The organism is Tenacibaculum caenipelagi (assembly GCF_004363005.1).
In the GTDB taxonomy this organism is placed as follows: domain Bacteria; phylum Bacteroidota; class Bacteroidia; order Flavobacteriales; family Flavobacteriaceae; genus Polaribacter; species Polaribacter caenipelagi.
Genome location: NZ_SNYH01000003.1, coordinates 211,488 through 224,699 on the forward strand (window position 1 = coordinate 211,488; position 13,212 = coordinate 224,699).

The following is a 13,212-nucleotide window of genomic DNA, read 5'->3' on the forward strand; positions in this document are numbered from 1 at the left end:
AATAATTAACAACTATTCTTCGTCTTTCCAGTTTAATCTATCCATTTGACTATACTGCCATGGTGCTCCGTTGTTTTCAATATTGGTCATCATCATATTCAACTCTTGTGGAGCAGCAGATTCTTCCATTACTAAATAACGACGCATATCCATAATAATAGATAACGGATCAATACTTACAGGACACTCTTGTACACACGCGTTACAACTTGTGCATGCCCATAATTCTTCTGGAGTAATGTAATCATTTAATAACTGCTTACCATCATCTACAAACTCTCCTCCATTGGCATCTATATTTTTCCCTACTTCTTCTATACGATCACGTGTTTTCATCATAATAGCACGTGGAGACAATTCTTTTCCTGTAAGGTTGGCAGGACATGCCGATGTACAACGTCCACATTCTGTACAAGTGTACGCATTCATTAATTGTACCCAGTTTAAATCGGTAACATCTGAGGCTCCAAATTTCTCTGGTTCTCCTTCCTCTGCTCCTTCTTCTGGCATAGCATACGGATCAGCATCTGGATCCATCATCATTTTTACTTCTTTGGTTACTGCTGCTAAATTATTGAACTGCCCTTTTGGGTTTAGATTTGCAAAAAACGTATTTGGAAACGCTAACAAAATGTGTAAGTGTTTTGAATAGTATAGGTAGTTTAAGAAAACTAAAATACCTACTATATGTAGCCACCAAGCTGTTTTTTCTATTACGTGTAAAGCTTCTGGAGAAAATCCTTCAAACCAAGGTGCTATAATTTGAGAAATAACATTCCCTACTCCTGCCTCTTGAAAATGTATATCTGTAGCGTTCATTACTAAAAATAAAGACATCAATACCATTTCAAAATACAAAATGATGTTACCATCGTTCCTTGGCCAACCTTTCATTTCTTTGTTCCAAAAACGTTTTACCTTTTCAATGTTTCTACGGAACCAAAAAACAGTTACCGCTACTAACACTAAAAACGCTAATATTTCAAAACTACCAATTAAAAAGCCGTATAAAGCATCTCCTATAATTGGTTGAAAAACACGATGTGTACCGAACAACCCATCAATAACAATTTCTAATAATTCTATATTAATTAAAATGAAACCTACATACACTATAATATGTAAAATTCCTGAAATTGGACGACGCACCATTTTGTATTGTCCTAAAGCTATTTTAGCCATGTTTTTCCAACGCTCAGGTTTTCTGTCATTTCTATCAATATCTTTTCCTAATTTAATGTTTCGTATCAATTTACGAACATTCATTACAAAATACCCGATACCTGCAATTAAAATAAGTGCAAAAAAGATGTTTGGTACGTATTTCTCCATCGTTCTTTAATTATTAAGTTTTGTTAGATTTATAAATATAAGTTACTTATTACTTACATTTTTGGTGTTATTTTCTTCGTTATATGCTTTTGCTTTTTTACCGAATAATGAAAAATGTACAAATCGTTTAGGATTTAATTTAAACTCTCTCAACAACTCTTCCAATTCTTTTGAAGCATTTGTTAGGTTCGTATACATTTTTTCATCTGTCATTAGCTTTCCTAATGTTCCTTTTCCTGATTTCATATCAGCTAACAAACTATTTAGGTTTGTTAATGTAGTTTCTAATTTCTTAGCTGATTCTCCTAAATTTGCTTTGGCTAAATCATCTGACACTTTTGAAAAGTTATCTGTGATATTTTTAGCATTTTGTAAAGTAGAATCTAAATTTGTTTTATTATCAGCCAATAAAGAATTTACCGAAGATAATGTTTTACGAACATCTGAGATAGTTCCTTCTAACCCTAATATACTTCTGTTTAAACTTTTACGAGAGTTTTCGTCTAAAACCTGATTCAAACCAATTAATAAAGAATCGGCTCCAACCAAAACATTTTCAAGTTTTGCTTGAATTGGGTTTAATTTTTCACCTACAGAAGAAAAAATATCAGACTCTACTTCTCCTTTTAAATAGTCACCCGACTTAGCTATCTCACCATCATATTTAGGTACAATCGCTAAATTTTGGCCTCCCATTAAACTTGCAGAATAAATCTTTGCAATACTGTTTTTAGAAAATTTAAAATCTGTCTCTAACGAAATTTTCACTACCAATTTTCCTTTCTTAGCAGCATCTTGATTAAAGTAGATTTCATCGACTCTTCCTACCTTAAGACCATTTATTGTAACTAAACTAGCCTCATTAAGACCATTTATATTGCCATATTCAACAAAAAAATGTCTTTGATTAGCACTAAATAAATCTTGTCCTTTTAAGAAATTATACCCCCAAATAAATAGCGCAATAACAACTACAGCAACAATTCCTGTTTTAAGTTCTTTAGACATCATAGTATATTTATACGAGCGAAAATAATAATAATTTTGCGAGTATATATATAGAATACCTCTAAATTAATGGTTTTTCAAAGCTTCTTTAATTGAAATTCTTTCCCCATTTTTAAAAGCAACCACCCAAGCGTCTTTATACCCTTTACTTTTTGCTGTTGCTAAAACTTTTTTAATTTCAGAAAAATTTGAAGAATTCCCATAATAATACTTATAGTAATCATCTAAAAATAAAGACTCTACATTTTGTAATCCTTTAAAACTATTGGTAGGTAGTTTTTTTCTTGAAGCTGCTATTTGCACTTTAAACTCTACTTCAGATGAAGTTTTCTTTGGAGTTGGCTCTACCTCCTTCTTTAAAGTTTCTTCTTTTTGAGGCTTTGACTCTACTACCTCTTTTTTAACAACCTGTTTCGCTATTTCTTGTTTTGTATCAACTGGTGTAGAAGTTTTCTTTGCTGCTTTCGAGTTTTCAGCTACAATTGTTCCTTGACTTTGAATAGTATTTAGTTTTAAACTTGTTATATATTTTTTTATCGCATTGGCTATAGCTTTAGCCATTTTTAACTGCCCTGATCTCGTGTTTAAAAATTTCCCTTCTGCTTTGTTCGTTAAAAAACCTAATTCGACCAAAACACTTGGCATTACCGTTTCACGCAATACTAAAAAGTTATCTTGCTTTACCTTTCTATTATTTCTCTTTAAAGCCACAAAGTTATTCTGTATTAAACCAGCAATAGCTAAGCTATAATCTAAATTTTCCTCTTGTAGAACAGACAAACCAATTAATGATTCTGGAGAATTTGGGTCGTAATCGTAGTTTTGTTTGTAATTATCCTCTAATAAAATTACCGAGTTTTCTCTTTTGGCTATTTCAAAGTTTTTATCATTTCCTCTTAACCCTAAAACAAAAGTACTGGCTCCATGTGGATCTGGTCTTGTGAAAGCATCACAGTGAATAGAAACAAATAAATCTGCTTTTTTGGTATTCGCAATTTTAGCACGGTTATGCAACTCAACAAAAACATCTTTTTTACGAGTATACATTACTTCTATATCTTTTGATGTTGATAGTTCTTTTCCTACATCTAATGCTACGCGTAATGCTATATTTTTCTCTCTATACCCATTTCCTATATTACCAGAGTCTTTTCCTCCATGACCAGCATCTAGTACAACAGTATATTTTTTTTGCGCTAAAGCTGATGATATACAGCCTAATAAAATAGCACAGGAGGTTAATATAATTAGAGAAAATTTTGAGATATTATATTTACGGAAATTTAAGAATTGCATCAATAAAATTTAACTATTTTTGGATTTTAAAATATAGGCTCTCAAATAGCAAGCCAAAGTTTTTAAATATAACACAAAAATAGTATTAATAATATTGCGAGCAAATCCAACTTACATACTTTTAGCTTTCTATCTTTTTTGTTATCAATTAAGTTCTGCACAAGATTTTGGTAAAACAGGTATCACCCCTCAAAAGCCTAGTAAAGACTCTATTTTTAATAGCTCAAAAGACTCCATTATAGGGTTAAAAAACAATACTCTTTTAGATAAAAAAAGAGATACTATTGTAAACGATTCTATCAAACCCAAAGAAGTAATTGACGGAATTATTACTCATAATGCGGAAGACTACACTATACAAGATGCTAAAAACAAAACGATCACCTTATATAATAAAGCTCATGTAACCTATACCGATATTGATTTAAAAGCTGGAATTATTATTCTAGATTATAAAAATAACATGGTATATGCTAAGGGAATTAAAGATAGTACAGGCTACCACCAAAGACCTGAATTTAAACAAGGAGGTCAAGAATCTGAACAAGATTCCATTTTGTTTAATTTTAAAACAAAGAAAGCTTTAGTTTATGGTGTAAAAACTGTTCAAAGTGGTATTATAACCTACGGAGAGAAAACAAAACGAGTAAACGATTCTACCATTTATATGCGCAGATTACGTTTTACTACTTCTCAGAAAAAAATTCCCGATTACTATATCCAAACAAACAAAGCTAAGTTAGTGCCTGGTAAGAAAATTATTGTGGGAGGAAGTAACTTAGTGTTAGCCGATGTACCAACACCTGTGTACTTGCCTTTTGCTTACTTTCCTTTAACAGATAAAAGAACCTCTGGTTTTATTATTCCTTCATGGGGAGAAAGTAACAACCAAGGTTTTTTCCTACAAAATGGTGGTTATTATTTTGCCTTAAGTGATTATTTTGATTTAACAGTTTTAGGTGATTTATACACCAATGGAAGTTGGGGATTAAACTCTGCTTCTAACTACTATGTTCGTTATAAGTTTAGTGGAAACTTTAGCGTTCGCTTTGAAAATATTATCCAAGGAATTCGTGGTTTGAGTGATTATAGTAAATCCACTAATTTTAATATTCGTTGGAGCCATAGTCAAGATGCTAAATCGAGTCCTAACTCTCGCTTTTCAGCTTCTGTTAACTTGGGAAGTAGTAAATACTATCGTCAATCGTTAAATGAATATAATAGCTCACAATTTTTAAACAATACTCTGAGCTCTTCCATTTCATATTATAAAAAATTTGTAGGTACTCCATTCAATATGAATGTAACTGCAACGCATTCTCAAAACACCAATACTGAATCAATTACTATGACACTTCCGTCTTTACAGTTAAATATGGATCGTATTTACCCTTTTGCAAGTAAAGGTGTTAAAAAGAATCCTATCCAAAAAATGGGATTGAACTATAGTATGCAAGGGCAGTACCAAATCAACACGACTGATGATGAGTTCTTCACTTCAGAAATGTTTAAAACAGCAAAAAAAGGTGTGCAACACAACTTGAGTACTAATACTAGTATGAAAGCTTTTAAGTATTTTACTTTGTCGCCAAGTGTTAACTACAAAGATGTTTGGTATTTGGATAAAATAAACAAGCGATATGACCCAACAATAACTAATAAAGATGGTAATTTAGGTGATGTTGTTAATGATACTATTAGTGGCTTTACTCGCTTTAATGAATATAGTTTTGGCGTTTCATTATCTACAAATATTTATGGAACTTTTAACTTTAAAAAAGGTAGGTTAAAAGCTATTCGTCATACTATAAGACCTTCTATTTCTTATGGGTACCGTCCTAATTTTGCTGATGATTACAACCTACAAGTACAACAAAGTTCTGACCCAAATGACTTGTTAACCTACTCTCCTTTTGAAGGTGGAATTTATGGAACACCAGGAAGCGGAGTTTCAAACTCAATAGGAATCACTGTTAACAATGTTTTAGAAGCCAAAGTAGCCCCAAAAGACTCAGATAGTGATGAAGAAGATAAAAAAATAACCATTCTAAACAACTTAAACTTTAGCACTAGTTATAATATTGCTGCTGATAGTTTACGTTGGAGCCCTGTTAGAGCAAATGCTGGAACGAGACTTTTTAAAGACAAGTTAGCTTTAAACATGAATGCTACTTTAGACCCTTACCAAGTGAATAATAAAGGACAAAGAATAGATGAATTTAACTCCAATATTTTTAGACTTACCAATCTTGGTGTGACTGCTAATTATTCTATTTCTAGTAAAGATTTTGAAAAAGATAGTGATAACAAAAAAGAGAAAGAAAATAAAAATGGTAATGGTGCTCAAGACACACCAGATGTATTCGGTGAAAATATAGGAGCTACAAATGAATTTTCTAATACTCCTAATAATAAACAAAACAAGAAAAACGAAACAAAAGAAACTGAGTTATATAAAGCAAAAATACCTTGGACACTTAACTTAGCCTATAGCATGAGTTATACCAACAATGGTTTAACAAGTCAAATAGGGAATAATACATTGATGTTTAGTGGTGATGTTGAATTATCTCCTAAATGGAAGGTTGGTTTTTCATCAGGTTATGACATAAAAGACAACGCTTTCACCTATACTCGCTTAAGTTTTTCAAGAGACTTAGATAGCTGGAGATTTAACTTTAATTGGACTCCATTCGGAGTGAACTCTTCGTACAGCTTCTTTATCGGAGTTAAATCTTCAGTATTAAGCGATTTAAAATGGGATAAGAACAAACCACCAGATAGAGTACTTTTTTAGGAATTAAGAAAATCGTTTTATTACACCTTAGACTTTAAAACTTAAACAAAAATGAAAAAAATAATCACAACAGATAAAGCTCCTGCTCCAATAGGTCCATATAACCAAGCTGTACTTAGTGGAAACACTTTATACACTTCGGGGCAAATAGCTATTAACCCAGCTACTGGAGAATTAGTTTTAGATTCTATTGAAGCGGAAACCAAACAAGTAATGCAGAACATGAAAGAAGTGTTAGCCGCTGCTGATATGACTTTTGAAAACGTGGTAAAAACTTCTATTTTCATTTCAGACATGCATAATTTTTCAAAAATAAATGCTGTTTATGCTGAATATTTTGATGAAGCTACAGCTCCTGCTCGTGAAACAGTAGAGGTTGCGAACTTACCCAAGTTTGTAAATGTTGAAATAAGTATGATTGCTGTTAAGTAAACCTAATTCTTAATAGTTAATATAAATAAAAAAGCTACTTTTAAAAGTAGCTTTTTTATTTATATCGCTTTGATTAACAATTCTGCTGTTGCAGGATTCGTAGCTAACGGCACATCGTGTACATCACACAAACGCATCAACATAGAAATATCTGGTTCGTGTGGATGCTTTGCTAATGGATCTCTAAAAAACAACACCATTTGACATTTTCCTTCTGCTACTCTACCTGCAATTTGCGCATCACCTCCAATAGGACCTGATAAAAATTTTGTTACTTCAAAACCTGCTTTCTCTGCTTTCTCTCCTGTAGTTCCAGTTGAAATTAATTTTATACGCTTTTGATGCAATACTGCTTTGTGTTCGTTCAAAAATTGAACCATTTCTGCTTTCATTCCATCATGTGCTATAATTGCTATTTCCATAAAGTAGTATTTAAAAAAGTACTCCCGCCAAAAAGCGGGAATACAATATTACAAAATATTTTATGCTTTTATAAAGATGCTGAATACTCTAATAAATCTACAATCTTAGTCGCATATCCAAACTCATTGTCGTACCATGAAATTACTTTAAAAAAGTTTTCATTTAACTCTAAACAAGCATCTGCATCAATAACAGAAGTTCTGGTTTCTGAAACAAAATCTTGTGATACTACCTCATCTTCAGTATACCCTATTATTCCTTTTAACTCTCCTTCTGAAGCCTCTTTTAAAGCATTTAAAATTTCTTTTAACGAAGTAGCTTTTTCTGTTCTAAATGTTAAATCTACCAAAGAAACATCTGCTACCGGAACTCTTACCGCCATACCTGTTAGTTTTCCTTTTAACTCAGGAATAACCGTAGTAACAGCCTCTGCTGCACCAGTTGATGTTGGAACTATGTTATTTAATACAGATCGACCTCTACGCCATTTTTTATTAGGCCCATCAACTACATTTTGTGTAGATGTTGCTGCATGTACCGTAGTCATTAACCCTTCCTTAAGCCCAAAATTATCGTGAATTACTTTAGTTAATGGCGCTAAACAATTTGTAGTACAAGAAGCATTCGATATAATTACTTCATCTGTTGTTAAATCTTTATGATTAACTCCCATTACATACATATTTGCATCTTTAGAAGGTGCTGAAATAATTACTTTTTTTGCCCCTCCAGTAATATGCATTGCTGCTTTATCTTTATCTGTAAAAAAACCTGTAGATTCTATTACATATTCAGCTTCAACTTCATTCCACTTTAAATTTTCTGGGTTTCTTTCTGCTGTAATTCTAATCGTTTGTCCATTTACTATTAAATTCCCATTTCTCACCTCTACTTCTCCATCAAAACGTCCATGAACAGAATCGTACTTTAACAAATAGGCTAAATAATCTACTTCTAACAAATCGTTAATGGCCACAACTTGAACGTTGTCTCTTTTCATCGCTGAACGGAAAGCTAATCTTCCAATTCTTCCGAACCCGTTAATTCCTATTTTTATCATTTAATTAAAAATTTTGTTTTCATATCTAATTAAGTCGTCATTATATCTGATACTCTTAATAATTCAGTATCAATATTATGTTGACCCTTGACAGCTTTTTCTAAATCTGTTGCAATTACTTTATTATCTTTTAAACCAACCATAAGGTTTGTTTTTCCATCAAGTAGTAACTCTATGGCACTTACCCCTAATCTACTAGCTAGAACCCTATCAAAACAGGTTGGTGAACCTCCTCGCTGCATATGTCCTAACACAGAAACTCTTACTTCATATTCAGGTAAATTCTTTTCAACATAATCAGCTAATTCAAATACATTTTTTCCTGTTTTATCTCCTTCGGAAACAACTACTATACTTGATGATTTCCCTGATCTTCTACTTTTTCTTAAAGATTCTAACAATCTTTCTAGCCCTAAATCTTCTTCTGGAATTAAAATCTCCTCCGCTCCTGCTCCAACGCCAGCATTTAAAGCTATAAAACCAGCATCTCTACCCATTACTTCTACAAAGAAAAGACGGTTATGAGATGAAGCTGTATCTCTAATTTTATCTATCGCATTAACCGCAGTATTCAATGCTGTATCATAACCTATAGTATGACTGGTTCCTGAAATATCATTATCTATAGTTCCTGGAATACCTATAACAGGGTAGTTATACTCTTTATTGAAAATTACTCCTCCCGTAAAAGATCCATCTCCTCCAATTACAACCAAAGCCTCTACATCGTGTTTTTGCAAACTTTCACGTGCCTTTTGTCTTCCTTCTTTGGTTCTAAATTCTTTGGATCGTGCCGATTTTAAAATTGTTCCTCCTTTTTGAATGATATTATTCACACTTCGTGCAGTTAAAGGAACTAAGTCTCCTTCTATCAATCCTTGATATCCTCTATAAATTCCCATGCACTCTATTCCATAATAAGCACATGTTCTTACAACCGATCTAATTGCAGCATTCATCCCTGGGGCATCACCCCCAGAAGTCATAACAGCTATTTTTTTTATTTTTCTCATAAAACGAACATCAAATTTACTCAATTTTAGTCATTTTAAAGCACAAAACAAAAAATTCATTTTCGCATTTAATTCAAATTTAACGTTTCATTTTATTTAGTTACTTTTAGCCAATAAATTATACAAACTATGCTATTAACTCCTCTTGATTACGTTATCATTTTTGGATTTTTCGTTCTTTCTTTACTTATTGGTCTTTGGGCTTCAAAATCAGCAGGAAAAAACAGTGCTGAATTCTTTTTATCAGGAAGAAACATGCCTTGGTGGTTATTAGGGGTTTCTATGGTTGCTACAACATTTGCTGCCGATACACCTGGTTTAGTAACAGAATTAGTTCGTAAAAATGGAGTGTCAGGAAACTGGGTTTGGTGGGCAATGTTACTTACTGGGATGCTCACCGTCTTTTTTTATGCTAAACTTTGGCGAAAATCGGGAATTACAACCGATTTAGAGTTTTATGAATTGCGTTATTCAGGAAAAATGGCTAGTTTTTTAAGAGGTTTTAGAGCTATTTATTTAGGTGTTATTTTTAATGTAATTACTATGGCAGGTGTATGTTTAGCTGGAGCCAAAATTGCCAATATTTTACTAGGAATTTCTCAAAGTGAAATGTTATTATACTCCTCTATTATAGTAGTTATTTACTCTTCTTTAGGAGGATTAAAAGGTGTTTTACTTACAGATTTTGTTCAGTTTTTAATAGCAATGATTGGTTCTGTTTGGGCTACTATTTATATTGTTAATTTGCCAGAAATCGATGGTTTATCTAATTTATTAAGCCATCCAAATGTAAGTGCTAAATTAACCATGCTTCCTGACTTTTCTAATAAAGAAGCTTTAATCACTCTATTTATTATCCCATTTGCTGTACAATGGTGGAGCACTTGGTACCCTGGTGCTGAACCTGGAGGAGGCGGTTATATAGCTCAACGTATGCTGGCTGCTAAAGATGAAAAAAACGCTACTTGGGCCACCTTATTTTTCAATTTTGCTCATTACGCTTTACGTCCTTGGCCATGGATTGTAGTCGGTTTAGCTTCTTTAATTATTTTTCCTAGTCTAGATAGTATCAATCAAACATTTCCTAGTTTAGCTACTGAGATGCAAGGACATGATGTAGCCTATGCTGCTATGATGACCTATTTACCTGCTGGTTTATTAGGAATTGTGTTGACTTCTTTAATTGCTGCTTTTATGAGTACTATTTCTACCCAATTAAACTGGGGAAGTTCTTACGTAGTGAATGATTTTTATAGTCGTTTTATTAATAAAAATGCTTCTGAAAAACAAAAGGTTATTGTTGGTAGGATATCAACTGTAGTTTTAATGTTCTTTGCTGCAATATTTTCATTTTATCTGCAATCGGCTAAAGGTGTTTTTGATTTGCTTTTACAAATTGGCGCAGGAACTGGTTTATTATTTATTTTACGTTGGTTTTGGAGTAAAATAAATCCTTATAGTGAAATTGCTGCCATGGCTATTTCGTTTATTATCGCTGTATTCTTTTTTATTAATGGTAAACTTGAATCCCCTATTGTTGAAATTGCTGGTTACTGGCAGTTAATTACAGGTGTTTTTGTTACTACTATTGGATGGGTTACCGTAACTCTTTTAACACAACCTACCGATGCTAATACTTTAGAAAAATTTAATAATCTAATTTTTGAAGGAGAGAACAAATTTAAAAATGTTGGTTTTAAAATTGTAGGATTTGTAACAGGTACTATTGGAGTGTACAGCTTTTTATTTGCTACAGGAAACTGGATTTACGGAAAAACCACCTTAGCAATAATACTTACCGTTACAACAGTTATTTGCATCTTAGTTTTAAGACGAATTTGGAAATTTATTTCATAAAAAAGCAACAGTAATTCTACTTACTGTATTGCCTTTTTATATTTTGAAATAATATTTTGTACTCTTTTATTCTCAAATACTGAAGGATACAATTCTTTAATAATCGTGTGATATTCAAAATCAATAGCTAGTGCATTTTTCAAATGTGTTAAGCTATATTCTTCTTTACCTAAAATCAGAAACAATCCGCAAAGTCTATATTCAATCTCTGCAAATTCTTTGTATATCTTTTTTGCTTGAATAAGTATTTTTAAAGCTTCGTTAAACTCTCCTAAAAACAATAAAATATCAGCCAATGCTACATAGATTTCTATTTCCTTATCTCCTAATTTCAAACAAGTATAAAAAGCGCTTACTGCCTCTTCATAAAAATTAAGTTTTAAGTTGATATCTCCGTAGCGTCTCCAATACAATGCATTCCCTTCATCAATTTGAATTGCTTTGTTAATATAAAACAAAGCTTTTTGATAATTCTCTTGATTGTAACAGGCGTTCGTTAATAAAATCCAACCTCTATCTAAAAGCGGATCTTCATGAACTGCTTTCTTATAAAAATTAATTGCTGTATGAAGATTGTCTAACTTTTCGTAACATTCTCCAATCCTCACATAAGCATACGCCGTAGGATCGTCTAACTCTAAAGTAACTAAGTAATTCTCTATAGCTTCTTCATAACGTTTTAGTTCTTCTAAGACTTTTGCCTTTTCTAAATACCCACCAATAAAACTATCGTCAATTAACACAGCATAATCAAAAGCAGTAAGAGATTCTTTAAACATTCCTAACTCGAAATATTGTTTCCCTAACTGATGCCATGCAACTTCGCAATATGGATTTTTATCTAAGTAAGCATTTAAAAATTGAATTGCTTCTTCATGGTTTTCTTCCATATCAAAGCAATAAACAATATTGTATAGAGAAGAATAATCTTCGTAATCTACCTCAATACATTTAGCAAAGTTTAATCGTGCATTCTCAAAATCATCTAAATACAAGTACTCCATTCCAATCATTGACCATATATCAGAAGGATCTTCGATATACTGTAATGATTCTTTTAAGATTGAAATAGCTTCGGTATGTTTTTTCTTTTTAGATAAAATAATGGCTTTTTGTATAAACACTTCATCGTTATGAGGCTCAACAGCTTCTATGTTCGATAGCATTTTAATCGCTTCATGCAATTCATCTTCAAAAATTAAGATTTCTACTTTCATTAATTTTAGTTGAATTGATGAGGGATGTTGCTCTAAACCTAACTGAACAGCTTTTTTAGCTAAAGAGTGTTTACCTATATTTAAATAATGTTCTATGATTGTTTCAAACTCAACGGCGTCAAAAAAATATACTTCATTGGTTTTCAACATCGATTCAAATTTTGACAGTGACATAGGCTAACAGATTTGAATTTACATAAAGTTACAACAAGAACAGTGCCTATTTACCTTTTGCTATAATTGTTTTCAACAATTTAATTAACAATATAAACTATGCTAGCATATTTATTTTTAGCATTTAAAAGAAACGATAGATAATTTTTCTATATTTGAAAGAACTAAAAAATTCAATTGAATTTAACATCTAATTTTCAAACAAAATATCATGAGTAAATTTGACGAAAAAGTAGCCCTTTACAAAAAATTTATGGACGATAGAGATATTCGTTCAAATACTGAATTATTAACGGCTGTAACCAAAGGTTTAGGTCCTTCTATTTATAAAAATGATGCTGAAACTGTATCTGGCAGCGATGCTAAAGAATTAGAAACAGTAAAGAAAAACTTTTTAATAAAAAAATTAGGATTAGCTGATAGCCCTGCTTTAGATAAAGCCATTGAAGAAGTTATGGAAAGAATTGGAAAATCTGAAAGAAATAAGTACCGTGCAGTTGTATACTTCATGTTAGTTAAGAAATTTAACAAAGAATCTGTATACGGAATGTAAGAACGTATATCTTTATAAAAATTAAATCCTGTATTTACATTTGAATACAG

11 protein-coding genes are annotated in these 13,212 nt (G+C 31.8%); 4 read left to right on the forward strand and 7 right to left on the reverse strand.

The window, feature by feature from the left end; all coding sequences use genetic code 11:
* Positions 1-12 precede the first annotated feature (12 nt).
* The 3 genes from DFQ07_RS07515 to DFQ07_RS07525 all read right to left on the reverse strand — a co-directional run bounded on the left by DFQ07_RS07515 (position 13) and on the right by DFQ07_RS07525 (position 3,636).
* Positions 13-1,332, reverse strand: coding sequence for a (Fe-S)-binding protein (locus DFQ07_RS07515; protein ID WP_243743947.1), 1,320 nt, complete (start codon positions 1,330-1,332; stop codon positions 13-15).
* 42 nt (positions 1,333-1,374) lie between these two features.
* Positions 1,375-2,340 (reverse strand): MlaD family protein, encoded by a 966-nt coding sequence (locus DFQ07_RS07520; protein ID WP_133535679.1) that lies wholly within the window; start codon positions 2,338-2,340, stop codon positions 1,375-1,377.
* Between the two features lie 66 nt (positions 2,341-2,406).
* A complete protein-coding gene (locus DFQ07_RS07525) occupies positions 2,407-3,636 on the reverse strand; it encodes an N-acetylmuramoyl-L-alanine amidase family protein (RefSeq protein ID WP_133535680.1) in 1,230 nt (409 codons plus the stop codon).
* A 94-nt stretch (positions 3,637-3,730) separates the two neighbouring features.
* Here DFQ07_RS07525 and DFQ07_RS07530 point away from each other — a divergent pair, with 94 nt between their 5' ends.
* The gene (locus DFQ07_RS07530) at positions 3,731-6,433 is read left to right on the forward strand and encodes a putative LPS assembly protein LptD (protein ID WP_208107680.1); all 2,703 of its coding nucleotides are present in this window, start codon (positions 3,731-3,733) and stop codon (positions 6,431-6,433) included.
* A 51-nt stretch (positions 6,434-6,484) separates the two neighbouring features.
* Positions 6,485-6,865 (forward strand): Rid family detoxifying hydrolase, encoded by a 381-nt coding sequence (locus DFQ07_RS07535; RefSeq protein ID WP_133535681.1) that lies wholly within the window; start codon positions 6,485-6,487, stop codon positions 6,863-6,865.
* 59 nt (positions 6,866-6,924) lie between these two features.
* Here DFQ07_RS07535 and DFQ07_RS07540 read toward each other — a convergent pair whose 3' ends face one another.
* The 3 genes from DFQ07_RS07540 to pfkA form a co-directional block, all read right to left on the reverse strand.
* A complete protein-coding gene (locus DFQ07_RS07540; protein WP_133535682.1) occupies positions 6,925-7,287 on the reverse strand; it encodes a methylglyoxal synthase in 363 nt (120 codons plus the stop codon).
* Positions 7,288-7,355: 68 nt separating this feature from the next.
* The gene (gap, locus tag DFQ07_RS07545; RefSeq protein ID WP_133535683.1) at positions 7,356-8,348 is read right to left on the reverse strand and encodes a type I glyceraldehyde-3-phosphate dehydrogenase; all 993 of its coding nucleotides are present in this window, start codon (positions 8,346-8,348) and stop codon (positions 7,356-7,358) included.
* 29 nt (positions 8,349-8,377) lie between these two features.
* Positions 8,378-9,361, reverse strand: a complete 984-nt coding sequence (pfkA, locus tag DFQ07_RS07550; protein ID WP_133535684.1) for a 6-phosphofructokinase — start codon at positions 9,359-9,361, stop codon at positions 8,378-8,380.
* Positions 9,362-9,490: 129 nt separating this feature from the next.
* On the opposite strand from pfkA, the gene DFQ07_RS07555 reads away from it, so the two are divergent.
* A complete protein-coding gene (locus DFQ07_RS07555; protein ID WP_133535685.1) occupies positions 9,491-11,218 on the forward strand; it encodes a sodium:solute symporter family protein in 1,728 nt (575 codons plus the stop codon).
* A gap of 20 nt (positions 11,219-11,238) precedes the next feature.
* On the opposite strand, the gene DFQ07_RS07560 is transcribed toward DFQ07_RS07555, so the two are convergent.
* A complete protein-coding gene (locus DFQ07_RS07560) occupies positions 11,239-12,609 on the reverse strand; it encodes a tetratricopeptide repeat protein (protein ID WP_133535686.1) in 1,371 nt (456 codons plus the stop codon).
* A gap of 211 nt (positions 12,610-12,820) precedes the next feature.
* Between DFQ07_RS07560 and DFQ07_RS07565 the strand changes: the two genes are divergently transcribed.
* Positions 12,821-13,162: a DUF2853 family protein gene (locus DFQ07_RS07565; RefSeq protein WP_133535687.1), complete on the forward strand. Its 342-nt coding sequence runs from the start codon at positions 12,821-12,823 to the stop codon at positions 13,160-13,162.
* Positions 13,163-13,212 lie beyond the last annotated feature (50 nt).